Raw genomic sequence first — 21947 nt, forward strand, 5'->3', positions numbered from 1 at the left:
CAATCTGCCCAATCACCACATGACGATTCATTGGGGGCGTTTTGTTGCAAACCGAGATAGTTTATCAGCCTCGGCTGCCCTAGAAGATAGATCATCGGTCGTTGGGCGTGTTGGTATTTTAATGCTGGCATGTGGGACCGGTGCCTGGCGCGTACGCGAGGCCATGAATACGATTGCACGCAGCCTGGGGCTGACATGTTCGGCAGATATCGGGCTTATTTCGATCGAATACACCTGTTTCAGCGATAATCTCAGCTATACGCAGGTACTGTCTTTGCCGGCGACTGGTGTGAATACAGACAAACTGGATCAGATGGAACGTTTTGTCGACCATTTTGAAGAAAAAAGTCTGCCCCTATCTGTCCGTGAAATTCATGAACAACTGGATGCGATTCAAAGAAAACCTGGCAACTATTCATATTGGCAGGCTGCTTTTGCTGCAGCATTAGCCTGCAGCGGCTTCGTTTTCCTACTTGGGGGCGGGATTGTCGAGATGATCTGCTCTTTTATTGGGGCTGGCATGGGAAACTTGCTGCGCCGAAAACTCATCGACCATCACATTACAACATTGGCCTGCACGGCTGCAGGTGTCGCTTTGGCCAGCTTGTCATATCTGGGTATTTTTAAATTACTTGGTATCTTTTTTATGATTGCACCTCAGCATGAAGTCGGCTATATTGGCGCCATGCTCTTTGTGGTTCCGGGATTCCCATTCATCACAAGCATGCTGGATATGTCCAAGTCCGATATGCGTTCGGGCCTGGAGCGATTGACTTATGCCTTAATGATTACTCTAGTGGCTACTTTGGTTGGCTGGCTGGTTGCTTTGCTGGTCCATTTTGCGCCGGGCAACTTTCTGCCTTTGGGCCTCAATGATTGGCAGCTGATGCTGCTGCGGATTCCGGCTAGTTTTTGTGGTGTCTATGGCTTTTCGATGATGTTCAACAGTCCTTGGAGAATGGCCTTTTTAGCTGGTTGCATTGGTGCTGTCGCAAATACGCTGCGGTTGGAATTGGTTGATTTAACGAATATTCCAGCAGCGGCTGCGGCGTTTGCCGGTGCTTTAACCGCTGGCATGCTGGCTTCCTTTATTAATCGTAAGACCGGATTCCCTCGAATCAGTCTGACTGTGCCAGCGATTGTGATCATGGTGCCAGGCCTGTATATTTATCGGGCCATGTATTATATCGGGCTGAATCATATTTCGGCCGGCGCCACCTGGCTAACCCAGGCAATTTTAATTATTATGTTTCTGCCGATGGGTCTTTTTGTCGCACGGCTGATCATGGATAAGAGATGGCGCTACTCGGATTAGATCCAAGGGAATTTTGGCGAGGCTGCACCAAATAAAGCATGATCTTGGCCTAGAGCATAAGCCCAGTTTTGATTGCCATAATCAAAATGCCACCATTCTTCGATATAATTGCTAAAACCAGCCGTGATCATCAACTGATAGAGCAGCCGGCGGTTTTCTTGTGCCTGCTGGTCTTGTGGCGTATCCGTGTGATCTTCGTAAAAATCCGTTCTGCTGTAAGCACCGGCATCATCAAAATTGCCGCCCATGTCTAAAAGCCGGCCGGAGGCATCTGCAATACTTAAATCTAATGAGGCACCAGTATTATGCGGAGATGGTTTTTCGATATCTGTTGCTGGCAAAGCTACAATCCGTCTAGCTGCTGTTGTCACTTGTTTGTCATCGAAATCAGGATGGTCTCTGAGGACAAAGCCCTTCATTTTTTCAAAGAGAGCCATTTGAGTCGCGATACTGCGCCAAGCATCAAAAATGACAAATTTATAGCCGGCAGGCAATAGAGCCGCAGCTTTTAATAACTGCTGATAAACACGCTCGCGTGCATAAAGGTCGGGCAGGGCACCGTCTAATCCTTGAATAAAATATTGGGGGCTGATGATGATTTTTTCGGGAAAATAATTCAGTGATACAAGGGGGTCATTTTCTGGGATAATTCTAATTTGTCTGACTTGCTCATTGTCCCAAAGGTCAACGAGTTTTTTAATTGGTGTCATTTGCGCTTCTTGAGCATTAAGTACCATTTTTGGTCCTTCTTTTCTTCTTAAAATCGTCAATTATGTTTTGTATTTTTACTTTGCTGTCGTTTTTTGGGTTTCTTCTTAATTCTGTTTTTGACTTTTTCAATTATTTCGGCCGAAGCTGTTTTAATTCCTTTTTTTGTCATTGACAAACCTCATTAAAAATTCATCTAACAAGTCTATTTTATCAATTGCTGGAATTTTTGAAATTGGGACGGTTTCTTGTGATTATGTGAAATATTGATTTTTTTAAATTTTCTTGTTGACATGATCAAATTCCCTGTGTAAGCTAATGTCAATCGTTAAATAGTTAAAGCGTTGAAGAGAACTTTTGGGTTTGACTCTGGTTTTAGAAAACTGCTGGTTGATGAAAAGCAGTACCGAATCATTTCTGATTATCATCTCTGAGCTATGTGCCGAATCGCTATCGCGTAGTAGGTGTCATTGGGTGCACCCATTATCGTGCCAGCGTATCGCATTTTGCCGTACGCGTGAGGCAATTCTGGTGACAGGATTGTGATAATAAGGTGGTATCGCGCTATTGCGTCCTTAATTGTACATTCGTGTACGATTGAGGGCGTTTTTTTATTATTTACGATAATTTTTCTAAAGGTGGTGAGGCAAATGGAATCTGACATTATGGGTTCAAGTGAAGATCAAGATAAAGCTGATATTAGAAGGAGTCTGATTCGAATTATTAGCAAATGCCTCTCATCGAGCAGGCGTAATTAAAAAAATTAAAATAGTTAAAAATTAGGAGAAAAAATTATGACCGAAGAAGTAGAAAATTATCAAGGATTATCTGTTAACGAAACAAAAATGGTAGACGCTTTATTTCAGGCTTACCAATCACATGAAGCACTAAAAGAGTCGGATTTTAAAGGGCTTGTCACTGATGACCAGAGTGCCTATCGTGTTCAAAGGCAGTTAACAGAATTGAAAAATGAAAAAGTTGGTGGATACAAAGTTTCATTGACGAGTAAGCAGACACAGGATATGTTTGACGCGGATTCACCACTTTATGGTGCTCAAGTAGCCAGCCATTTTTTGAAGTCGCCAGCAAATTTGAAACAGCAGCAGCTAATGGCACCGTTGGCGGAAGTGGAGATGCTTTTTACGGCTAAAGAGGATTTGTCCAGTCAAGATTCACTAGAGGATTTGATGCATAAGACGCAAGTTGCAGCAGCCGTTGAAGTGCCGGACTCCCGTTTCGCGGACTGGTTCCCAAGCTTATCCAAGCACATGGTCATGGCAGACGCGGCGGTAGGCGGATATGTAGTCTATGGTCAGGAAACTGATACAGATCAGCTCTTTAATCGGGTTGATGACTTAGCACATGTAAAATGCCAATTGTTCTTTAATGATAAAAAAGTCAAGGATGGCGCATCTTCAGAAGTACTAGGCAATCCCTTGCATTCTTTGCACTGGTTGACAAGCAAATTAGCAGAGCGGGGGATGCAGTTAAAAGCTGGTCAGCGCGTTTCTAGCGGAACCTTCCTGCTGCCAGAATCTTTGAAAGCCGGACATTGGCAAGCGACATTTGACCAGGGATTGGGTGAAGTATCCGTGACTGTTTCGGAAAATTAATTTATCTGAGTGTTGAAAAGTTCTCGCAAGTCGAGAACTTTTTATGTTGGCCATCTTTTTGGCAGAGATACGTTAAAATGAATGAATAGGTTATTGAAGGAGGCTATTTTGGAAAGACGTGCTTTAAAAAAAGAGGCTAAGACACTACTCAATCAACACTTTCCATTTTTTTTGCTGCTATTTTTGCCCGCTTTGATTTTCAGCTGGCTATCAGCAGGATCGAATGTGCAATCACCAATGTATGTGTGGACGAATTGGGATAATATTTCAGGCCTGTTTAGTATTATTAGCGGTTTTTTGCTCACGGGAGCCATGCTGACTGCCATGGATAGCCTTCGCAAACCGATTGAATTTACTGAGTCCTTTAAGAAGTCCTTTCGTATTTTTGAAAACGGTCAATACTTTATTGGCTTTATCTGTATTTCGCTGCTGCAACTGATGTTTACTGTGCTGTGGATGCTTTTATTCATCGTTCCTGGCCTCATCAAATCAATTTCTTATTCGCAAGCCTTTTATATTTATCGTGATCATTTGGATAATAATGACCCGATTGGTTACCTTGAGGCGATCACTGAGAGCCGGAAATTGATGAATGGTTATAAGGCAGATTACTTCGTTCTATACTTGAGTTTCATTTTATGGGGAGTGCTGGTGCTGGTCACTCTTGGTATTGCATCCATCTGGGTGGCACCATATATTAACCTGACATTAGCCAATTTTTATAATCATTTATCTGGCCAGACAGGATCAGCAGAGACTACTGATGAGAACACCGTTTTGCCGAACGATGCCTGATATAAAAAACGTCCCATAATTCTTGGGGCGTTTTTATTTGGTTGAGCCAGTTATACAATGAGGTATTGATGACAGGACAATATATTTCTGCTGAACAGGCTTCAGCTTTTGATGATTTTACAATCAATCAGATTGGTGTTCCCTCGGCTGTTTTAATGGAAAAAGCAGCTCTTGCAGTTTATGACAGGATGCTTAGAAGCCCGGCATTTAATCTGAGAAAGGTGCTGGTTATTTCCGGGTCTGGGAATAACGGTGGTGATGGTATCGCTGTGGCTCGACTGCTTTATCTAAGAGGCACTTCCGTGACTATTTGGTTTTTGGGCAATCCTGACAAAGCTTCCGAACAAACTCAACTGCAATTAAAAATTGCAGAAAATTACGGTGTACCGATTAAAGATCGCATTGATGAAGAGGACTTTGCTAGTTATACCTGCCTGGTCGACGCGATTTTCGGTGTTGGTTTGTCTAGAGATATTAAAGGCAAATTTGCCCAAGCAGTTGATCGCATTAACGCGAGTCCAGCGGCCGTAATGGCAGTGGATATTGCCAGCGGCCTGCACGCCGATGATGGGAAAGTCCTGGGCACGGCCGTTCAAGCGGATGAAACTGTCACGATGTCATATAACAAGCTGGCCATGGCGACAGAACAGGGACGAAAATTGGCCGGCTTAGTTACAGTGGCAGATATTGGTATCTATGACCCGGCCAGTATGCCAATTATTAAAGGGCCATCAACCAATTAGCCAAATAGAAAATCGCTGGAATTGTCACAAGGCTGAGAATCGTTGACAGGCCCATGATTGCGATTGCAGGAGAGGGATTGCCTTTAGCTTGGATCGTAAACAACACTACCAATCCTGCTGTTGGGCAGGCGGCCATTAAAACTGTTGTATAGAAAGCTGTGTTTGTCACCGACAAGGCCTGCAAAATTAAAATGGCTGCGATTGGAAATAAGAGATTACGCAACAGAATCACAAACCAAACATAGGGGTTAGTGATTTCTTTTCTGATTTTAATTGTTGCCAAACTACTTCCGATGATGATCATGGATAAGGGTGTGTTGATCGTGCTGATGGCAGCGATGGTTGCTGAGGCAATTTTTGGCAGCTGGAAGCGAGTCAGAAAAATAATCAGGCCAAACACGATCGTGATGATGTTTGGATTTAACAAAATCTTTTTGATTTTGTCGGCCGGGGAAGCCGTTTCTTGGAATAAAGCACTGCCATGTGTCCAGTTGAACAAATTAAAAGCTGCTAAAGAAACGACTGCAAAAAAGACGCCGTTTTGCCCAAAAAGCGCGCTGGCTAAAGGAACGCCCATAAATCCAGCATTTGAGTAGACACTGCCGTACTTAGCGGCCCTTTTTAAATTCGGGTCCTGCACAGATTTGAAAAGCAGCTGCGTGACAAGGATTTCCAATAAATAAAAAAGCAGCATTGCGAGGCTGGCTAAGGCCAGCTGTGTTAAGCGATCACTGGAAAAAGGCTGTTGAAAAGCGTTTAAAATCAAGCAGGGTGAGACGATATTCAATAAAATTTTTGTCAAATCATCAGCTGTTTGTGGATGCATAAAGGCCAGACGATTAATTAAATAACCAACCAGCATGAGGCAGAACATTAGCAAAATCTGTCTATTAAGCAAGGCTGTGCTCATGAAAGGCGGCCTGGATATCTACTAAAAAACATACCTTTCATCATAGCTCAAAGAGCCATTTATTTGACTGGGGTGAGGGCACGCTGGATCAGCTCACTGACCTGTGCTTCTGTGACGGCTGTCCATGCTGTTAAAGCAAAAGAATTCGGCCACAATGTGCCATGATCCAAATGAGCCTGGTCGCTAAAACCGAGCGTGTTGTAACGTGATTTGAATTTAGTGGCGCATTGAAAAAAGAGCAGGACTTTACCGTCCGGATTGCAGTAAGCCGGCATGCTGTACCAAGTCTTAGCTTGCAGTTGTGGGGCAATTTTATGTACTAAACGATGCAGTTTTAAAGCAATGTCGGCCTCTTGGCCTGTCATTTCGGAGATTTTTTCCAAGACATCAGCTTCACCTTTTTTCGGATCTTTGTTGTTGCTTTGTTCGCGCCGCAGTTCTTCAATCCGGTCGCGCATCGCTTCTTTTTCAAAATCAGAAAAACCTGTTTTTTCAGCCATTTGCAATTCTCCTCTACAGCGAATAAACCAATTATATCTTGCTGATGATTTTTTTTAAATCATGATGGCAAATGGCTTGCTTGAGTGATAATAAAGAAGGAATTAGCAGTTAAACAGCCGCAATAGGAGGAACATGGCTTTTTTGGAGTTGAATTATTATTCTCAGGTATTGGGTATGAACCAGCCGATGGCCGTGATTCTGCCTGAACAGTCAGGCTATACGCCGGATTGGACCAACGACCAATTACAGGACCTGCCCGTCTTATATCTGCTGCATGGCATGTCAGGCAATCAGCTGGATTGGCAGCGAAAGACTGAGATTGAGCGCTTGTTGCGTCAGACTAAATTGGCAGTTATCATGCCAACCACGAGCCTGGCCTGGTATGCAAATACGACTTACGGCTTAAATTATTTTGATGAATTCGCTAAGGAACTGCCAGTCAAAGTCGCCAGCTTGTTTCCACAAATTTCTAAAAAACGTGAGAAACATTTCGTGGCCGGTGTTTCGATGGGCGGATATGGTGCTTACAAATTAGCTTTTGCGACTGATTACTTTTCCTATGCGGCCTCATTATCGGGTGCTTTAATTGAGGATACCAATTATCCCGGATTTCTAGAGATGGAAAAACCTAGCTATTGGCGGGGAATTTTCGGGGATTTGAACCGTTTTTCAGGATCTGAAAATGATATTTTTGCTTTGGCCGAAAAACAAGCTGCCAAAAAAGGACCATTGCCAAAATTATTCAACTGGGTCGGTCAAGAAGATTTTCTCTATGAAGCCAACCAAAAAGCCGTCAGCCGTTTGACGAAATTAGGCTACGATATTGATTACCACACGAATCATGGCGAACATGACTGGTACTACTGGAGCCGGCGAATTGAAGACGTATTGAACTGGCTGCCGATTGATTACAAAACAGAAAAACGTCTCTCTTAAGCTGCTATAACAAGACTTTTTTGACTTTGTTCAAATCCGAGAGGCGTTTTTTCTCTTTTTCATCTTCAGCATTGAAGTTTTTAATTTTAAAATCTTTTAAACCAATTTTTGCAAAGACACCGCGTTGCAGCATCTTGCCGATTGGATTGCCATAATGCCATTTGTAGATCAAGTTAGGCGTTCCAATGGCTGTCAGTACGCGAATTTTCGTCTTCTTCTGGAAAAGCTGCCGCTGTCCATTCACAACTTTAACTTCTCCTTTGGCGAAGACCTTATCAAAAAAGCCCTTTGTCAAAGCTGGCATCATTTCCCACCATATTGGAAAAATGAAGACAATTTCATTTGCACGCTGCAAACGCTGAAAGTAGTCGTGACTCTGTTGGTCAACAAAGGCTTGGCTGCGCCAACGGACCAGGTCTTTTTCGTGCATGACAGGGTCAAAATGATCTTTCTCCAAATCGATTAAATCAACATCATAACCGGCGTCGGTTAAATCATCATAGGCACGCTGGGCTAGAGCGGCCGAGTAGGCACGGCGATGAACTTGATTATGGCTGGCGGAAAAATCATAGGGATGATCTAAGATAATAACAGCTTGCATGTTGCTGCTCCTTTTCTTTTTATATTCCTTGGAATATAATTATTATTGTTCAGAAACCTATGAAAGTCAATATGTATTCCAAGGAATTTAAAATGGATGAGATCAGTAAAATAGCAAATGAATTACGCCGATACCGCGATCATGATGTCGAGACGAAGATTAAACAATATTTATTACTACAAGGGCCCAGGGATTTATCATCGATTAGCGGCCAATTATCCTTGACAGATCTGGAGGTTTTAAGCGAGATAAATCCTGAAGGAGATTCGTCATTGTCTCAGCTAGTTTCTACTTTGGCTTTGTCGCAAGGGGCTGTGTCAAAAGTTATTGCTAAGCTGGGCCGCTTGTCTTTGCTGACGAAGTATCATCACGCGAACAATAAAAAAGAGTCTTATGTGAAATTGTCTGCATCTGGCAAGCGCATTCAGCAATATCATGCTGCTTATCATCAAATGATGGATGCACGAACACAACACCTAGCTGAAAAATATACGCATGATCAACTGATACTGATTGCTGATTTTATTGAGCGGGTTAACGATCTCAGGGAATCATAGTGTTAAGCCTGTCGGCGATTAGCACGAACGATGACGAAATTCAGCAGCATGACGGCGGCTGCTGCAAAGAAAATGCTGCTGTAACCGAATTGATTGGCAAAGAACGATCCCAGCATCGGCCCAACAATATCACCGCTGGCTTCAAATGATTGGCTGTAACTGAATACACGGCCATAAATCTCTTTAGGAACCTGTGCCATTGCCGTCTGCACTGAAGGCAGCAGAGCAGCATCGGAAATGCCGACCAGAAAACGCAAAAAAGCCAGCAGCCAGACACTGCGAGCAAACCCCATCGGAATAAAACAAATCATGGCAAAAATAAGTCCGAATACTAAAACTTTGTAAGGGCCGACGTGGTCAATCAAACGGCCAAAACGCTCGGCAACAATCAAAGTTGCAATACCGGGGGCGGCTGCCACAATTCCACTCATCAAAGAGACACCGCTGCTGCTGGTCATCATGTGGCCGACGATCAAGCTGATGATTGGTGTGATCGTCGTAACTGCTACTTGAATGAACATTGTTGTGATCATCATGGCAAGAATATATTTTGGGTGCGGAATTGATTTGATCGTTTGTAGAATGCCTAGTTGCTTGCTGCTCGTGTTGGCATGAAAATTTTCTTTGACAAAGATCAGGGTCAAAATTGTGATCGCAAACATGCAAAAACCAATGATATAAAAAGATAAACGGTAGCCCCAGAACTCAGCAATCACACCGCCAATCAATGGGCCCACTAAAGTGCCAGAAACACTGCCCGTCGCTAACAACCCTAAGGCGTGTCCACGATGATCTTCAGAAGTTATACCAGCAAGCAGGGCCGTTGCGTTATTGATATAGCCTGAAAAGGCACCTTGAATCGCACGAAGGACAATGACTTGCCAAATGCTGCCGGCAAAACCAATCGTTGTAATTGTTAAGGCCATGACACCGGAAGCCCGGATGCACATGAGCTTACGTCCTTTTTTGTCGGACAAACGACCCCAAAAAGGCGAAACAATTGCCTTGGCTAGAAATGTGATGGAAAATGCGATGCCGCTTAACAATGTCAAAGTTTTCGTATTCACGGGATCGAGTTGGCGGAAGAAGAGCGGCAAAAAGGGCATTGTCATTGAATTTCCCAAGTTCGTGATAAAACAGCCGATCCAAAGTACGATTAAATTTATCCTAAAGGTTCGTTTGGCCAAAAAAATCCTTTCAATTATGTCAAAAAACTATCAGTAATTTTCAAACGTCTTATTTTCGTTTGATAAGGTGAAAAATTAGTTATATATTGCATGATAGTTCTTTTGACGTTTCTTGAAAAGATTTTCACGCAGGAATTAGGGAAGGCTATGAACAAACTCAGCAGCTAATTCTTTGTAACCTCTTTCTTGATTAACTTTGGCCAATAATGCTTGGTCGTGAGTCGAGGCGTAACCTGTCGTCAATAATTTCTGATATAAGTCTACGTAAGGATAGCCATTGGCGCTCGCAAAAGCCAGTTCTTTTTCAATATCGAAGGGGATTCGACGAAAGTCAAAATCGATGATTCCTTTTTCAGAGATTGTCAGCAGTAGATAACTGGCATCACGATTTCTTAGAAAATGTGGCCGCGTGAACCAAGTCTGCCCCACAGAACCAGGATTCAGCACAAGTTGGCCGCTGCTCGTATAACGCCATAGAGGCATATGGATGTGTGCAAAAAGCGCGGCATCCACTGTTGGGTCTGTTACGATCTGATCAAAATTTTTCTGATCGGCGGTTGCCAGCAGTTCGTGACCGAAATTTTTGTTGGGCAAGTTATGCGAGAGCGAAAAAAAACGATCCAAAATGTGTTTGCGAGCCGTCATAGGCAAAGTCCTTAGCTGGTCGTTGCGTCCCTTGGAAAAACGCTGGTAATCATAGCGTGCCAGCATCAAAAAATAAACGTCGCCCGGATCTGATAAATCTATTTGCGACTTATCCATCACTTCGTTGTAGCTTGCTTCCCAATTGCCCATTAAGTATTGAGTGGTATTAACACTTTCTAATAATTGAAAACATTCTTCGGACCCGGCTCCGCCAAATGCGATATCGCCTAAGGACCAAAATTCATCTGCACCAGCCTCTTTGGCATCATCAAGAACCGCCTTCAAAGCACTGGCGTTCCCGTGGCTGTCCGATAATACCGCGATTTTATATTTCATATGTAAGTCCTCCGATTAGTTCGATTATAAAATAGTTTTCTCAACTCTTCTGCGCTATGCTGAATATATTTTAAGGGAGTGGTCATGACAACTATTGGTTATTTTTCGTCATCAACAGCGATTACGGCTTTATCGCCAATCAGATTTCAGCGGGCAAAAACATATCTTGAAAATAAAGGGATCACACTTATTGCTGGGTCTTTAACTGGAAAATCAGATTTCTACCGGTCGGGATCGATTCAGGCGCGGGCAGCGGAACTTAACCAATTGATCTATCGGGATGATGTTGATATCATCATGTCAACCATCGGCGGCAGCAACACGAACTCAATTTTGTCTGATATTGATTTTGATTATCTGCGCAGTCATCCAAAAACTTTTGTTGGATATTCTGATGCAACGGCACTCTTATTGGCAGTTGCCAGTCAAGCATCTAATTGTCGCGTACTTTATGGTCCTGCTTTAGTAGCGTCTTTTGGTGAATGGCCGCCTTATGTCGATGAGACTTGGGAGGCTTTTGCCAAAATTGCCTTCGCTAAAAGAGGCGAAAGTGTGAGCTTGCCGGCACCAGCTTTTTGGAGTGACGAGGCTTTGAATTGGAATGAATTTCAAAAGCCCAAACAAAGAAGGCCAAATCATTGGTCTTATATTGGATCACCAGTTTTAAAGGGCCGTCTGATCGGCGGTAATTTGAATACGATGTACGGGATTTTGTCCTCAAAGTTTTTTCCCAAGATTCAATCGGGAGATGTTCTTTTTATCGAAGATGCGGAAAAAGACGCGGCCACAGTCGAAAAGAATTTTGCAATGTTGAAAAATGCCGGTATTTTCGACTTAGTTGGCGGTATTATTCTTGGCAAACATGCTGCTTTTGACGACTGTGGATCCGGCCGGCGGCCAATTGATATCTTATTAGAAGTACTCGCTGATAAAAAAATACCGATTATCTATGATTACGATTCCTGCCACACAGTGCCTATGCTGACAACACCGCTAATGGCAGAAACCAGCATTGATGCCCTTACAGGAAAGGTGACTTTCACTGATTTTTAGAATCGGGTTTTTGTAAATACCAATGGTAAACAGCCAGTGCCTTTGCATCTGATAAATAGCGAATTTGAACTTCTTGATTGCCGTCGCCTTGGCGAACATTCACACATAAGTGCGTTAAATGCCGGCCAGTCATCCAAATGGTTTGCCTGCATACCAGTGACTGAATATTTTTTCTCTGTAGAATCGTAGTTTTTTTGGTCCAACAATATCCGCTCTGCAACAGCAGACTTTGATTATCTGAAAGCAGGGCTAGAGCTGTGTTTCGGCCCTTATAGATGCCCAGTGATATCGAAATTGGCAGCAGTAATAAGGAAACAGAGCCCCATTGATGCCAAAAATAGATTGAAAGCGCAACCGGAATAAGTGATAAGCAGACAGCATTGCGGACAAAATACCAGTCGCAGATCTTCGGCAGATGATCTAACTCAGGAAAACTCGCTGGAATCCAATTAACAAAATGATGCAGATGATTTGATACATCCTTTTCAGAAATCACAGGTGTAATAATGAAATTGTCATCATCGTGGTCTTTACTGCCCGCTTCAGATGCGACAACTGCTTTAATTGTCGCCAAATGAAACCATTGACGCAGGATATTTTGTTCAATGATAACTGCCTGGAGTTTCTTGAGTGAAGATCCGAGCGTCTGGCGTTGAAACAAACCACGAACTGTTGTCAGCTTGTTATTTTTCTTGATCAGGACGAAATGATAATAACGCTGGAGGATCAATAGATAGGATGAAACGGCGCCAAGCAGCAAAAGACCTGTCACAACGATCAGCCAGTCGTTAAGACGCAAGTGATTCAGGATAGTTTCAAAGGGTTTTAAAAAGCGTTTTGGCAGAAATTGATCCAGCTGCGAATATAAGGTCATCAATGCACCCAGCACCGGAAAGATCGTAAAGGAAGTCAGCGCATATTTTGATAAATCTTGCGTGCTGGTCGCATAATTATCAGGTATTTGGTTTGCCTGATCGGATTGATTAGCAATAGGAAGATCCGAATCAGTTTTTTCTTTATTTTGGTAAAGCTGATCAATTAAATTGGAAATTTTAATTGAAACAGCCGGTAATTCCGTCTGAGATTTTTTATCCTCGTGGCCAGCGGTCTGTATCAATAATGATTCAATACCGAACGGCTGCAGGAAAAACCATTGTTTATGCTGAGTTGTCTGGATCCGGCTGAAGGGAATATGATCGTGGCGGCGTATAAAAAGACCCGAATTGATCGTAAGGCCGTTTTCATCAAAAGCAAAAGTAAAACAAATATAGCGAACGATTCCCCATCCGATAATCAATAGAACGATGCCTAAATAGATCCATGGATTGACATGATTCTTGGCGATCACATCCCACAAAAGCAGGCCGAGCACAATATACAGCTGTTTAATCACTCGGCCGATGAAAATCACAATCGAAAGGGGATGAAGATGCTCAGATTTCATGATCTAAAGCCCCTAATGCAAGTGCCATGATCTGATCACGAAGTTTTTCAGCCTTAGCGTTGTCTAAACCGTCAATTGTATGCGTGCTCGAAGCGGTTGCGACGGTCACTTTCTGCATTTTCTGCCATTGCAATAGCGGGCCGGCAGAAAGTGTCACATTTTGAACACGTGAGATGGGGATGGCAATGCGTTTGCGAAAAATAAAGCCGGATTGCATTTCCACGGCATCTTCAGTAATACGGTATTGCCAAAAACGATAACGATAGGGAATAGAAACCAGTTCACTAATCGTGCCTAGTGCAATTGTAGTAGTAATGATGTACACAAACCAGATTGGCCAATGCCAGGCGTGCCCTGCTAGGTAGATGGCAGCAAGAATAATAAGAGAAAGGATTAAATTAGCACAGGCGTGCACGAACCAGGTGATTTGGATTTTTTTTGGAAGCTGTTGCGTCGCGTTCATTTTGATACCTCTTAGCGTTTATTTGTAACAATATTAGCATACAAACGATTATCATTTGTGTATGTAAACGATCACAAATTGAATTGTGCGTTTTTGAAATGCAGGATATTTTACAAAAAAGTTTCTGCTTAGATTGCAATTGCGTTAAATATCGATGACTATGTTGCGACAAAGTCTCACTAATTACTGTGGCTTTAGTGATGTAAAAAAAGAGTAATTAATTTAATCCCAGTACAAAACTCATGCAAACTGTCTCAGTTACATTGAATATATGCCAAATCTTAAAGCAAAACTCACAACAATTATTCTTACATCAGCAGCCGCGCTTTCATTTTCAGTGATTAGTGCCAACGCTGACACGATCTACACAATTAAATCCGGCGATACTTTATCTAAAATTGCCAAGGAATTTAATACGAGCGTTTCGACAATCGCACAAACAAATAAAATTGCAAATATCAACTTAATCTATACTGGCAGCCGCCTTTCAATCGGCGCTGCCGGAGCAGCAGCGCCTGCAGCCAATCAGGCACCTGCCGCTCCTGCGGCTAAAACTGCAGCTCCTGCTCCCCGTTATCAGGCTCCGGTTCAACAAACCTATGTACCGGCAGCACCGGTTCGGAGTTATCAGCCTGCAGTGACTGGTTCAAATGCATTGCGCCGTCGTCAGGTAGAATCGGGTAACAATTACAATACCTTTACTGGCAATGGTTACTTGGGTGCCTATCAATTCGCCCGTGGTACATGGGCAGCCGGTGTTGCTGCGGTTGGCGGGTCTGTTTCTGATTTCAGCCCAGCTCATCAAGATGCAGTTGCTAATTGGTATGCTAGCAACCGTTACGGCGGCTGGCAGAACGTCCCAACCACTGGTGGCTGGTAATCATAAGTTATCAAAACGCAGTCAAACGGCTGCGTTTTTATTTTGCTTGTTTTTGTTGTGCAGCAAAAATGGGCAGAAAAACAGTAGCAGCATGGCACCAATGAAACTATAGGTATATTGCCGCCAGCTGTTGATCAAATAGCCGAAAATCAAACTTCCTAAGGGTTGAATGCCATCAAAAAAAAGAAAGGTCAAGCCGAAAATGCGTCCCAAATAAGCAATTTCCGTCTCTTTTTGAATCAGCGTAATTGAGATACTGAAGAATCTCGACTGAATTAAACCAATGATGAAAGCTAAAATGAACCAAACGATCAAACTGTTCGGCAGGAAAATGCCTGCAATCAGAAGAGAAAGCCCTTCCAGTATAATTTCACGGTAAAGTGTTTGGCTGGAAACGGCTTGTTTTTGTATAGCTAAAAGACTGCCGCCGATTAAGCCGCCAATGGCACTAACGGCTAAAAAGATACTGTAGTTGACTGCCTTGCCGCCAAAAAAATGATTGCCGATATAAGGTGCGATCAGCAGACAACCGGCACTGCAGAAATTGAAGATTGCCATGGATAGAATAAATTGAAACAGATTTTTATTTTTAAACACATATTTGAATCCGTTGGCAATGTCCTGAACGAAACTGGTGCTGCTGCGATCGACATTGTCCTGCGGCCAAGAGTATTGGATCAAAAAGTTTAAAAAGGCGGCCACGAGAAAAGAAGCTGCGTTTATCAAAACGAACTCGCTAAAATCAATGCTTTTAATTGACAACAATAAACCACCGATCAAAGGTGAAATAATATTGGCAAAGTTAAAAACCATGTTTGCCAAGGCATTAAAACGCTGTAATCTGCTGCCGGCCATAATTTCCGGTGCCATTGATTTGGCGGCCGGGTAGTTAATCGTGAAGAGGAAATTCAAGGTAAAGGTCATTAGGATTAGCAACCATGCCTGCGGACTTTCATTATTAATAAGGAAACTTCCAAAAAAACAAATGACAGCAGACAAAAGATCAGTCCACAGGAGAACTTTTTTCCGATTGTGGTGGTCAACGAGTTCACCAATAAAAAGGTCACCTAAAAAGAAGCCGACACCGCCGACGGCTTCGATAATACCAAGCAGACTCGTGGTTCCTGTAGATCGCACGACCAGCCAGTTCTGTCCTAAAATATAGAGCGCCGAACCTAATTGCGAAACGGCGGGGCTCAGCATTAAAGGCAGCTGATGATTTTTATTTTTGGAGCTTTGAGACAATATGATTTAATCATGCATGATATCAGTCTTTTAGGCAAGCCTATGCGGGCTACAGGTCCTTTTGCATGTTGATATCCGTAATGCCGTAACCACTTTTCTGATAAACGTGCAAAGCACGTGCATTTCGGCCGAAAACGTGCAAGGCGATGTGTTTGAAAGATAATTTTCTGGCTTCTTCATCGGCCAAGACAAGTGCTTTGCTTCCGAATCCTTGATTTTGAAAGGCGTCATCAATTGCAAAGTCATAGATAAAAATTGTATCCGGCTGGTCTTTAAGCTTGGCCATCCAAAGGATGCCGATTTTTTCCTTTTGGAAAATGATGCTGTATAGATAATTGTCTGGACTGTTAATGCCTTGGGGCAGAAGCGAATTAAAGCTTTCTTCAGATTTTTTCATTGCTTCATCAGCTAGCCAGCTGCCTGCTTGGACTTTGTCAACGGCGTAATCTTTAATTGCCTTGGAAACGAATTGATCAAATTCTGTGCTGGTCATTAATCTTAAAGCCAGTTTTGCTGCCATTTCTTTTGCCATGCGGATATCATAACAAGAAATGATCCGAACAGATGCAGCGAATGGCAGCAGCGAAAGATTAGATCTGAAATAGCTGTAAGTCTTTCTTGCAATGGTTTTTAGGCTATTTTATACTTGAAAATGTAAGCGATTACGGTTGCTTGAGACGCTGGCCAAGGCCAGAATCAGAAAAGAGGATGCGATGGCAGAGACAAAATGGTGGCAAAAATCGGTTGTTTACCAGGTCTATCCGCGCAGCTATCAGGATAGTAATGGTGACGGTGTTGGTGATTTGCCGGGTCTGACCAGCAGGTTGCCTTATATTAAAAAATTGGGTGCCGATGTGATTTGGCTGAATCCGATATACAAGTCGCCTGATCAAGATAATGGTTATGATATCAGCAATTATCGCCAAATTCAGCCAGCCTACGGGACGATGGCGGATTTTCAAACATTATTGGACCGGGCTCATGAACTCGGTTTGAAAATTTTAATGGATCTGGTCGTGAATCATACTTCTGATCAGCATCGCTGGTTCCAAGAAAGCCGGAAGTCTAAGGATAATCCTTACCGCGACTATTACATTTGGTGTGATCCTAAAAATGGTGCAGAACCAAATAATTGGGGGTCTTTTTTCAGCGGATCAACCTGGTCCTTTGATGCCCAGACGAAGCAGTATTATCTGCATTTATTTGCATCTGGCCAGCCGGATTTGAATTGGGAGAACCCAGCGGTCCGCCAAAGCGTCTGGGAAGTCATGCGTTTTTGGCTGGACAAAGGGATTGACGGTTTTCGAATGGACGTGATTAATCTGATTTCTAAGCCGCGAGGCCTGCCGGATGCGCCTCAGGCAGATGGGGCAGCTTTCGGGACTGCAGGTTCTTTAGTTGCTAACGGCCCGCGGCTGCAGGAATTTCTGCAGGAAATGAATGATCAGGTTCTCTCGCATTATGACATCATGACTGTCGGCGAAATGCCCGGTGCGACGCCAGCATCGGCAATTAAGTATGCCGGATTGGATGCTAAGAAACTGAATATGGTGTTTCAATTTGAACATGTTGGTTTATCAGCCAATCCTGACCGGCGTTTAGGCAAATGGAATGATCAGCCAGTTAAACTGCTTGATTTAAAGAAGACTCTCTCGCACTGGCAAACGGATTTGGACGGCAAAGGCTGGAACAGTCTTTATTGGAATAATCATGATCAGCCGCGTGCTGTTTCGCGTTTTGCAACAGATGATCCTAAGTATCGCGTCAGGGCAGCTAAAATGCTGGCAACGACGCTGCACATGATGCAGGGGACACCGTATGTCTACGAAGGCGAAGAATTAGGCATGACTAACGCGCACTTAACGAAATTGTCGCAGTACGAGGACTTGGAATCTCTTAATGCCTATCATGAATTTGTCGATAAAGAGGGCTTGGTTGACGGTAAGACGATGCTGGCTTATCTGGCAAACATGTCGCGCGATAATGCCAGAACGCCCATGCAGTGGGATGATTCCGCTAATGCCGGATTTACTCAAGGGCAGCCTTGGTATACCCTGAATACGAATTATCCGGAGATTAATGTGCAATCAGCTTTGGCCGATCCGGATTCTGTTTTCTATTATTATCAGAAACTAATTGCTTTAAGACATGATTTTGATCTGATCTCGCTGGGTAGTTTTGAAGAATTAGATCCCCACGACGACAAGGCTTTTGCTTATTTCCGCCACTATCAAGGCCAGCGGCTGCTCGTAATCAGCAATTTCACGAAACAAAATATTCGCCGCGACTATAATCAGCAGGCAGCCGGCAAACTGCTGATTGGCAATTACGCTGATAGTGGCCAGGATCCAGCACTACTTCGTCCTTATGAAAGCAAAGTTTTCTTATATAAATAATTTATGAAAGCTCCCGCAATTGGGAGCTTTTTTGTGACAAATATCATGTTGATTGTTGACAAAGGGCACTAGGGACACATTTTGGACAAGCTGCAAGCCACCAATCGGATCGCAGCAATTCAGATTGCCAAAAAACACAACTGGTTATAACGATTTTTCTGATAACTTTCAATTGATTTTTTTGTTTATTTATTGTTCGATACACATGATTGAGGCATATAATCAAAGCAATTATGGAAAATCAAGGGCATCCTAATAAAAATCTTGGCTTGAAGTGGGTACTTGCTCAGCTGCCGGTGTCACTGCTGATCTTGATTATCATCTTTGCGGTTATCGCTTCTTTGGAAGGCGTCATTTCCGGCTATGCGATTGGGCAGATAACCGCGATTGCGACAACACGTGTTGCCAGCCCAGCTCTCTTCGTTCTGCGTTTTGTCCTGATTTATTTCGCGGTCTACACGAGTTTGTATATTTTCATTCTCCTGCAGAACCGCGCGATTAAATACCTGAATGTAGCACTGAAGCAGGCTTTCATGAAAAACGCTTTTCAGACTGATTATGTTCACCAAGATGCTGACAAGCTGTTAAATCAGGTCACAGCTGATGCCAAACAGATCGAGCAGCGCTACTTTAGCAATCTATCCAACCTCATGTTTTCAATCATTGCCATTATTACTTCCTCAGTCTTTGTGATTGGCGTCAATCCTATGCTTGGCCTGATTGATGTGATCTTAAGCTTTTCAATCATGATCCCGACTTTATTCGATAATAAGAAACTCGATCAATATTCATCTGACTGGTCAAAAGCCAATCAGCATTATCTGGGCCAAGTTAAAGAAATATTCGCCGGCATTGACATCATCAAAAATTTCCGGGCTGAAAAGACAATGCTGGCAGCCAACGATGCCAAACTGAATGAGAGCGAAAACCGTTACTTAGCTTTAAATAACCGTCAATTTTTCACGCAGTATTTTTCCTGGCTCATGATTATTATTTCTTTTCTTGGGCCTGTCTTGATTGGCCTGATCTTTCGCCAATATCAGCTTTTTGGCGTGACAATCAGCGCAATTGCGACTTTGGCCTTGTCTGGCGGCAATGTTGCCACACAAGTCCGGACGGGAATTCAGTATTATGCCGGGATGAAGACAACGCGGGCTTTGCGTAAAGGAATTATTCCTGATCCAATATCGGAGCAGGATTCAGCAACAAGCCTGCCTGATCAGCCCCTTCTCTCTGTTGCTGATGTTTCCTTCTCCTACAAGAACCATCCCATTTTAAAAAATGTTTCCTTGTCGTTGCCTTACGGCGGCAAACTGCTTTTGAGCGGCGATTCCGGCAGCGGCAAATCCACTTTTTTGAACTTACTGACAAATAAATTAACCGTTCAAACCGGCTCAATTACCTTGGGCGGCCAGCAGATTCATGAAAACGACTTTGCGTATATCACGCAGACCAATTGGGTTTTCAATGATACCGTCAAAGAAAATCTGACTTTAGGACAGAATTTTTCCGACGAAGCCTTACTGGCCAGTCTCAAGGAAGTTAACTTGGTTAATGAGTTAGGCGATGATCCTTTGAAGTATCAGTGTGGCGAAGGCGGCAAGAATCTCTCCGGCGGTCAAAAACAGCGAATTGCGATTGCGCGAGCGCTATTAAGAAAACGGCCTTTATTATTGTTGGATGAAGTCACGGCAGCTTTGGATGAGAAAAATTCTGAAAAATTGCGCGATCTCATTTATCGTTTGCCGCAGACGATTATCGAAATTGCCCATCACTATGACACAGGTCAAATTCGAGCAAATCATGTTCAGCACTTGCAACTGTCAGCCGGCAAAATCAGTCCGGCCAACTAGCTCATTAGGCTCTCTGCCTGGAAATGCTTTTCTTGTTATGCTTAAAGAATGAATCTGCTTGAAAAGCACAAATGGCTGCAGTGGCTTGTCATGCTGGCCGCTTTAGAGATGATTGTCCTCAGCCTGAATTTTTTCTATGTACCGGCAGGGATTGCTGCTGGAGGATCGACAGGTATTGCCATTCTGCTGGATGAGGCCTTTCATTTTAACCGTGCCTTGTCGGTTTTGGTGATTAATTTTCTGATGATCGGCCTGGCTTTTATTTTCTTGAAACGGCAAGTGATCGCTAAGATTGTATTCGGATCCTTTGCGATTCCTTTGCTCATGTGGCTGACGCCAACCGCCAAACTGGTTGACGATCCTTTGCTGGCCATGGTGATCGCGGGCAGTGTGTTTGGCTTTGGTATTGCGCTGCTTTATCACGTTGGTGCCTCTTCAGGCGGTTCGACCGTGCCGCCGATGATTTTAAAGAAGTTTTTTAATCTGAATACCTCAGTCGGCCTGTTAATTATTGATGGTTTAATTATCATTTGCAATATTTTCGTCAGCGGATCAAATGCCTTTTTTCTCGCGATTTTTTCTCAAGTGATTACGACAATTGTTATGCGTTATATCGAAAGCGGTTTTGACCATAAAAAAATGTTCTCGATTATGAGCGAGACGCATCTATTGGAAATTAAGCAATTAATCGAACATGAATTTGATCATGGCTTTACGATTCTGCAGGTAGTCGGCGGGAAAAGCAAAGATGATAAAGAAATGCTGATTGTGGTTGTCAAGAATGCCGACTATCGGACTTTTATCCGCGAGGTCAAACGGCTCGATCCAAAAGCTTTTATTACGAGCAGCAATATCACAGAAGTTCACGGCGGGATTACAGGTATTTATGGTTAAGCGTCCGTTTCAAATAGCTGTATAATACAATGAGTGCGCTAAACTTGCCTTTTAACGCGAAAAATAATAAAATCGTTACGTTGATAAAAAGGAGTTCATATGTCAGGTCATAGTAAATGGCACAACATCCAAGGCCGCAAAAATGCTCAGGATGCTAAACGTGGAAAAATTTTCCAGAAAATAAGTCACGATTTGTATGTTGCAGCCAAGGCTGGCGGTGCTGATCCATCTGCTAATGCTAGTCTGCGTCTTGTCATGGACAAGGCCAAAGCGGCCAATATGCCAAAAGATAATGTCCAGCGCGCTTTGGATAAAGCGACTGGTGCTGGCGACATCAAATTTGAAGAAGCTACCTATGAAGGTTATGCGCCAGGCGGCATTGCAGTCTTAGTAGAGACATCGACAGATAACATCAACCGCACGGTTTCGACTGTGAGAAATTCATTCAGTCACCACGGTGGTTCTCTTGGCACGACGGGATCTGTCAGTTTCCAATTCGATCGTCGCGGCCACTTTGTGATCGATCGCGAGGAGCATCCGGAAATCACGGAAGATCAAGTCATGGAAGATGCGATTGATGCTGGTGCAGAAGATGTTCAGACTTCAGATGAGGCTTTTGAAATTTATTCGGATCCGACTGATTTTGCTGCAGTTGAAGATGCCTTAGTCAAAAAGGGTTACGATTTGGCTGAAGCTGAAATTACAATGATCCCGCAAAATCCAATAGATGTGCCGGAAGCAGATCAAGAAAAATTCGAAAAACTCGTCGATGAATTAGAAGACAACGATGACGTGCTGGCTGTCTATACAACAGCTGATTAAAGACTAAAAAATACTTGCGCAGGCAGGTATTTTTTTGTTCGTCTATGTTA

At 43.2% G+C, this 21947-nt stretch carries 22 protein-coding genes and 1 other annotated feature; of the genes, 12 read left to right on the forward strand and 10 right to left on the reverse strand.

What is annotated here, in order from left to right; translation table 11 throughout:
• Positions 1-19 precede the first annotated feature (19 nt).
• The gene (locus tag ABF487_RS02685; protein WP_415634605.1) at positions 20-1315 is read left to right on the forward strand and encodes a threonine/serine ThrE exporter family protein; all 1296 of its coding nucleotides are present in this window, start codon (positions 20-22) and stop codon (positions 1313-1315) included.
• On the opposite strand, the gene ABF487_RS02690 is transcribed toward ABF487_RS02685, so the two are convergent.
• Positions 1312-2052: a M15 family metallopeptidase gene (locus tag ABF487_RS02690; protein WP_415634405.1), complete on the reverse strand. Its 741-nt coding sequence runs from the start codon at positions 2050-2052 to the stop codon at positions 1312-1314. The genes ABF487_RS02685 and ABF487_RS02690 overlap by 4 nt on opposite strands.
• A gap of 306 nt (positions 2053-2358) precedes the next feature.
• Positions 2359-2603: a binding site (T-box leader), on the forward strand.
• Positions 2604-2817: 214 nt separating this feature from the next.
• Between ABF487_RS02690 and ABF487_RS02695 the strand changes: the two genes are divergently transcribed.
• The 3 genes from ABF487_RS02695 to ABF487_RS02705 all read left to right on the forward strand — a co-directional run bounded on the left by ABF487_RS02695 (position 2818) and on the right by ABF487_RS02705 (position 5174).
• A complete protein-coding gene (locus ABF487_RS02695; RefSeq protein ID WP_415634406.1) occupies positions 2818-3636 on the forward strand; it encodes a 2-keto-4-pentenoate hydratase in 819 nt (272 codons plus the stop codon).
• Positions 3637-3744: 108 nt separating this feature from the next.
• Positions 3745-4431, forward strand: coding sequence for a DUF975 family protein (locus ABF487_RS02700; RefSeq protein WP_415634407.1), 687 nt, complete (start codon positions 3745-3747; stop codon positions 4429-4431).
• A 68-nt stretch (positions 4432-4499) separates the two neighbouring features.
• A complete protein-coding gene (locus ABF487_RS02705) occupies positions 4500-5174 on the forward strand; it encodes an NAD(P)H-hydrate epimerase (RefSeq protein WP_415634408.1) in 675 nt (224 codons plus the stop codon).
• Here the strand turns inward: ABF487_RS02705 and ABF487_RS02710 are convergent.
• Complete coding sequence (locus ABF487_RS02710) at positions 5152-6084, reverse strand: AEC family transporter (RefSeq protein WP_415634409.1); 933 nt, start codon at positions 6082-6084, stop codon at positions 5152-5154. The genes ABF487_RS02705 and ABF487_RS02710 overlap by 23 nt on opposite strands.
• Positions 6085-6143: 59 nt before the next feature.
• The gene (locus ABF487_RS02715; RefSeq protein WP_415634410.1) at positions 6144-6584 is read right to left on the reverse strand and encodes an iron chaperone; all 441 of its coding nucleotides are present in this window, start codon (positions 6582-6584) and stop codon (positions 6144-6146) included.
• Between the two features lie 133 nt (positions 6585-6717).
• Between ABF487_RS02715 and ABF487_RS02720 the strand changes: the two genes are divergently transcribed.
• Positions 6718-7521: an alpha/beta hydrolase gene (locus ABF487_RS02720; RefSeq protein ID WP_263778619.1), complete on the forward strand. Its 804-nt coding sequence runs from the start codon at positions 6718-6720 to the stop codon at positions 7519-7521.
• Positions 7522-7525: 4 nt separating this feature from the next.
• On the opposite strand, the gene ABF487_RS02725 is transcribed toward ABF487_RS02720, so the two are convergent.
• Positions 7526-8122, reverse strand: a complete 597-nt coding sequence (locus ABF487_RS02725; RefSeq protein WP_415634411.1) for an NAD(P)H-dependent oxidoreductase — start codon at positions 8120-8122, stop codon at positions 7526-7528.
• Between the two features lie 92 nt (positions 8123-8214).
• On the opposite strand from ABF487_RS02725, the gene ABF487_RS02730 reads away from it, so the two are divergent.
• Positions 8215-8679 (forward strand): MarR family winged helix-turn-helix transcriptional regulator, encoded by a 465-nt coding sequence (locus ABF487_RS02730; RefSeq protein ID WP_415634412.1) that lies wholly within the window; start codon positions 8215-8217, stop codon positions 8677-8679.
• Between the two features lie 2 nt (positions 8680-8681).
• On the opposite strand, the gene ABF487_RS02735 is transcribed toward ABF487_RS02730, so the two are convergent.
• Together ABF487_RS02735 and ABF487_RS02740 are read right to left on the reverse strand one after the other, a co-directional pair.
• Positions 8682-9866, reverse strand: a complete 1185-nt coding sequence (locus tag ABF487_RS02735) for an MFS transporter (RefSeq protein ID WP_415633148.1) — start codon at positions 9864-9866, stop codon at positions 8682-8684.
• 135 nt (positions 9867-10001) lie between these two features.
• Positions 10002-10847, reverse strand: coding sequence for a metallophosphoesterase family protein (locus tag ABF487_RS02740; protein WP_415633147.1), 846 nt, complete (start codon positions 10845-10847; stop codon positions 10002-10004).
• A gap of 84 nt (positions 10848-10931) precedes the next feature.
• On the opposite strand from ABF487_RS02740, the gene ABF487_RS02745 reads away from it, so the two are divergent.
• Positions 10932-11900 (forward strand): S66 family peptidase, encoded by a 969-nt coding sequence (locus tag ABF487_RS02745; RefSeq protein WP_415634413.1) that lies wholly within the window; start codon positions 10932-10934, stop codon positions 11898-11900.
• On the opposite strand, the gene ABF487_RS02750 is transcribed toward ABF487_RS02745, so the two are convergent.
• Both ABF487_RS02750 and ABF487_RS02755 read right to left on the reverse strand, forming a co-directional pair.
• The gene (locus ABF487_RS02750; RefSeq protein WP_415634414.1) at positions 11887-13344 is read right to left on the reverse strand and encodes a PH domain-containing protein; all 1458 of its coding nucleotides are present in this window, start codon (positions 13342-13344) and stop codon (positions 11887-11889) included. The genes ABF487_RS02745 and ABF487_RS02750 overlap by 14 nt on opposite strands.
• Positions 13334-13807: a PH domain-containing protein gene (locus tag ABF487_RS02755; RefSeq protein WP_415634415.1), complete on the reverse strand. Its 474-nt coding sequence runs from the start codon at positions 13805-13807 to the stop codon at positions 13334-13336. Before ABF487_RS02755 ends, ABF487_RS02750 begins: the two co-directional genes overlap by 11 nt.
• A 271-nt stretch (positions 13808-14078) precedes the next feature.
• On the opposite strand from ABF487_RS02755, the gene ABF487_RS02760 reads away from it, so the two are divergent.
• Positions 14079-14687, forward strand: a complete 609-nt coding sequence (locus ABF487_RS02760; RefSeq protein ID WP_263778627.1) for a LysM peptidoglycan-binding domain-containing protein — start codon at positions 14079-14081, stop codon at positions 14685-14687.
• Positions 14688-14708: 21 nt separating this feature from the next.
• Here ABF487_RS02760 and ABF487_RS02765 read toward each other — a convergent pair whose 3' ends face one another.
• Together ABF487_RS02765 and ABF487_RS02770 are read right to left on the reverse strand one after the other, a co-directional pair.
• Positions 14709-15890: an MFS transporter gene (locus tag ABF487_RS02765; protein ID WP_415634416.1), complete on the reverse strand. Its 1182-nt coding sequence runs from the start codon at positions 15888-15890 to the stop codon at positions 14709-14711.
• 91 nt (positions 15891-15981) lie between these two features.
• Positions 15982-16464: a GNAT family N-acetyltransferase gene (locus ABF487_RS02770; RefSeq protein WP_415633144.1), complete on the reverse strand. Its 483-nt coding sequence runs from the start codon at positions 16462-16464 to the stop codon at positions 15982-15984.
• 181 nt (positions 16465-16645) lie between these two features.
• Here ABF487_RS02770 and ABF487_RS02775 point away from each other — a divergent pair, with 181 nt between their 5' ends.
• The 4 genes from ABF487_RS02775 (at position 16646) to ABF487_RS02790 (ending at position 21897) form a co-directional block, all read left to right on the forward strand.
• Positions 16646-18328: a glycoside hydrolase family 13 protein gene (locus ABF487_RS02775; RefSeq protein WP_415634417.1), complete on the forward strand. Its 1683-nt coding sequence runs from the start codon at positions 16646-16648 to the stop codon at positions 18326-18328.
• A gap of 233 nt (positions 18329-18561) precedes the next feature.
• On the forward strand, positions 18562-20181 hold the full coding sequence (locus ABF487_RS02780; RefSeq protein WP_415634418.1) for an ATP-binding cassette domain-containing protein: 1620 nt from the start codon (positions 18562-18564) through the stop codon (positions 20179-20181).
• A gap of 48 nt (positions 20182-20229) precedes the next feature.
• A complete protein-coding gene (locus ABF487_RS02785; protein ID WP_415634419.1) occupies positions 20230-21075 on the forward strand; it encodes a YitT family protein in 846 nt (281 codons plus the stop codon).
• A gap of 99 nt (positions 21076-21174) precedes the next feature.
• Positions 21175-21897 carry a YebC/PmpR family DNA-binding transcriptional regulator gene (locus ABF487_RS02790; RefSeq protein ID WP_415625036.1) on the forward strand — a complete coding sequence of 241 codons (723 nt, stop codon included), beginning with the start codon at positions 21175-21177 and terminating at the stop codon, positions 21895-21897.
• Positions 21898-21947: the final 50 nt, after the last annotated feature.

Source organism: Oenococcus sp. (assembly GCF_047725585.1).
Classification (GTDB): Bacteria; Bacillota; Bacilli; order Lactobacillales; family Lactobacillaceae; genus Oenococcus; species Oenococcus kitaharae_A.

Excerpts from the sequence above, each read along its gene's own strand:
- ABF487_RS02690 (WP_415634405.1), bottom strand. The coding sequence starts at position 2,052 with ATGGTACTTAATGCTCAAGAAGCGCAAATGACACCAATTAAAAAACTC.
- ABF487_RS02770 (WP_415633144.1), bottom strand. The coding sequence starts at position 16,464 with ATGGCAAAAGAAATGGCAGCAAAACTGGCTTTAAGATTAATGACCAGC.
- ABF487_RS02710 (WP_415634409.1), bottom strand. The coding sequence starts at position 6,084 with ATGAGCACAGCCTTGCTTAATAGACAGATTTTGCTAATGTTCTGCCTC.
- ABF487_RS02715 (WP_415634410.1), bottom strand. The coding sequence starts at position 6,584 with ATGGCTGAAAAAACAGGTTTTTCTGATTTTGAAAAAGAAGCGATGCGC.
- ABF487_RS02750 (WP_415634414.1), bottom strand. The coding sequence starts at position 13,344 with ATGAAATCTGAGCATCTTCATCCCCTTTCGATTGTGATTTTCATCGGC.
- ABF487_RS02755 (WP_415634415.1), bottom strand. The coding sequence starts at position 13,807 with ATGAACGCGACGCAACAGCTTCCAAAAAAAATCCAAATCACCTGGTTC.
- ABF487_RS02730 (WP_415634412.1), top strand. The coding sequence starts at position 8,215 with ATGGATGAGATCAGTAAAATAGCAAATGAATTACGCCGATACCGCGAT.
- ABF487_RS02785 (WP_415634419.1), top strand. The coding sequence starts at position 20,230 with ATGAATCTGCTTGAAAAGCACAAATGGCTGCAGTGGCTTGTCATGCTG.
- ABF487_RS02745 (WP_415634413.1), top strand. The coding sequence starts at position 10,932 with ATGACAACTATTGGTTATTTTTCGTCATCAACAGCGATTACGGCTTTA.
- ABF487_RS02740 (WP_415633147.1), bottom strand. The coding sequence starts at position 10,847 with ATGAAATATAAAATCGCGGTATTATCGGACAGCCACGGGAACGCCAGT.
- ABF487_RS02695 (WP_415634406.1), top strand. The coding sequence starts at position 2,818 with ATGACCGAAGAAGTAGAAAATTATCAAGGATTATCTGTTAACGAAACA.
- ABF487_RS02685 (WP_415634605.1), top strand. The coding sequence starts at position 20 with ATGACGATTCATTGGGGGCGTTTTGTTGCAAACCGAGATAGTTTATCA.
- ABF487_RS02725 (WP_415634411.1), bottom strand. The coding sequence starts at position 8,122 with ATGCAAGCTGTTATTATCTTAGATCATCCCTATGATTTTTCCGCCAGC.
- ABF487_RS02765 (WP_415634416.1), bottom strand. The coding sequence starts at position 15,890 with ATGCTGAGCCCCGCCGTTTCGCAATTAGGTTCGGCGCTCTATATTTTA.
- ABF487_RS02775 (WP_415634417.1), top strand. The coding sequence starts at position 16,646 with ATGGCAGAGACAAAATGGTGGCAAAAATCGGTTGTTTACCAGGTCTAT.
- ABF487_RS02705 (WP_415634408.1), top strand. The coding sequence starts at position 4,500 with ATGACAGGACAATATATTTCTGCTGAACAGGCTTCAGCTTTTGATGAT.
- ABF487_RS02780 (WP_415634418.1), top strand. The coding sequence starts at position 18,562 with ATGGAAAATCAAGGGCATCCTAATAAAAATCTTGGCTTGAAGTGGGTA.
- ABF487_RS02720 (WP_263778619.1), top strand. The coding sequence starts at position 6,718 with ATGGCTTTTTTGGAGTTGAATTATTATTCTCAGGTATTGGGTATGAAC.
- ABF487_RS02760 (WP_263778627.1), top strand. The coding sequence starts at position 14,079 with ATGCCAAATCTTAAAGCAAAACTCACAACAATTATTCTTACATCAGCA.
- ABF487_RS02790 (WP_415625036.1), top strand. The coding sequence starts at position 21,175 with ATGTCAGGTCATAGTAAATGGCACAACATCCAAGGCCGCAAAAATGCT.